1 protein-coding gene is annotated in these 1,776 nt (G+C 41.0%); it reads right to left on the reverse strand.

Annotation, left to right across the window (positions count from 1 at the left end; translation table 11 throughout):
- Positions 1 to 403: 403 nt before the first annotated feature.
- Positions 404 to 1,687: an IS110 family RNA-guided transposase gene (locus J2Z23_RS22055; protein WP_064467701.1), complete on the reverse strand. Its 1,284-nt coding sequence runs from the start codon at positions 1,685 to 1,687 to the stop codon at positions 404 to 406.
- Positions 1,688 to 1,776: the final 89 nt, after the last annotated feature.

The raw sequence follows: 1,776 nt of genomic DNA on the forward strand, positions 1-1,776 counted from the left end.
TCCTCCTTCAATAAACTTAAGTTTTCTCTCGAATACTCTCTCATTCTCAAAATTTCATAGATGTTTAATTTACGCCCAATAGCTGTCACACCTTAAAATAGATATATACAGAATTTTCTTACAGGGTGTGGTCCATCCTAACGACCGAACTGGATAAGTTTGGTAAATAATTGTTATAACCGTGCGTAAGATCTCCACACGACTCACGGTCGCTCACCCTCCTATATCTCTCGGGATCTAGGGTCCATACATTCCTTCGTCCTGCGTATCCATGAGGTGGAGGCCGGATATGCTCCTAAACTAGGTCTTATGCCCGAATGGAATAAATAAGCTCCGACTCTGCACTATTGGTGTTTGTTTTGAAAATGAAATAGGTGACTAAAAATCTTACTTTACGTTATTTTTAAGCTGCCTGTACTGTTTCTATTTGAGGTAAGCCTTGCAATAATTTGGAACCATCAAATTCACATTGTTTGTTGCCGATGACAAATAAGACACGTAATAACTTACAACACAGGGCTATGAGGGACTGTTGTTTCTTTAAAGGGCGGTCAGGACGTTTGGTATAATAATGATGCAGAGCTTTAAAGGTTGAATTGTGTGCAACCAGCGGGCGAACGGCTAAGTATATGGCTCTTCTGAGCCTGCTTCTCCCTCGCTTTGTTATTCTTGTTTGCCCCTTAAATTTTCCTGAACTATGTTCGCGCAATGACAGCCCTGCTAAGTTTACAAGTTGCTGGGGATGATTGTACTTCGTGATATCACCCACCTCAGCGAAAAATAATGCAACGGTTGTTGTGCCTAAGCCTTTGATGGCCTTCATTTCCTTTGCCCCTGGTATATTTTCGACCAGGGATTCCAGTTCTTGATCCAATTGTTTCAATTGCTCAGTGTAAAGTTCATACTGCTCAAGCAGACAATCCATTTCACGCTTGGCAAACTGGATGCCAATTTGAATACCAATACTTTTTTTGGCTGTCTCTACAAGCTTTGTTGCCTTTTTAATACCGACGCCCCTTTGCACAAAGGGCTTCCATTTCGCAAAGACTTCTTCCGGTGTCATTTTCTTAATATCTGAAGGGAATGGGAATATTTTCAAAGTACAAAGGGCTGCTTTTCCTTCCCAATTTTTGAAGACATCGAAAAACTCCGGAAAGTAACGTTGGACAACATTTTGAATTCGACCTTCTGTGATCATAAGCTGGTCGATGAGCTGATCTCTTACTTTGACGCCTTCTCTCAATTCCGCATAAATGCCGTCTAAGAGATTGGGTACAGAGTATCGGCCATCTTTAATGAGCTGTGAAATCACTCTGGCATCCTTTGTATCGTTTTTCGTTGGAGAATTGTCATCCAACTCTTTGCTTTTCTTTACATGCATGGGATTAACCAATACGAAGTCAAAACCCTTAGCAGTTAGAAAATAGGCTAGGTTTAACCAGTAATGCCCTGTTGGCTCAACGCCAAAGATTACATGATCTTTATCATTCGCTTTTTGATGGCGTTCCACCCACTTTAAAAGGGTTTGGAAGCCATGGATTCGATTTTCAAAGATCAGGCGTTTACCAAACTCAATGCCTCGATCATCCTGTGCACGCGCGACATGTTTGTCTTTGGCAATATCAATGCCAATAATTAAAGTTGATGGTGTAATTTGCGAGATTTTGTGATTTTGCGTATAATTCATTTTGAGTCCTCCTTGGGTATCAATTAAGGGTCCTTTTTGCTGATCAGCTTTGGACACCTCGTATCATACCAAGGGGGCTCTTTTTTGTT

The organism is Lederbergia galactosidilytica, from assembly GCF_017873565.1.
Lineage (GTDB): Bacteria > Bacillota > Bacilli > Bacillales > Bacillaceae_C > Lederbergia > Lederbergia galactosidilytica.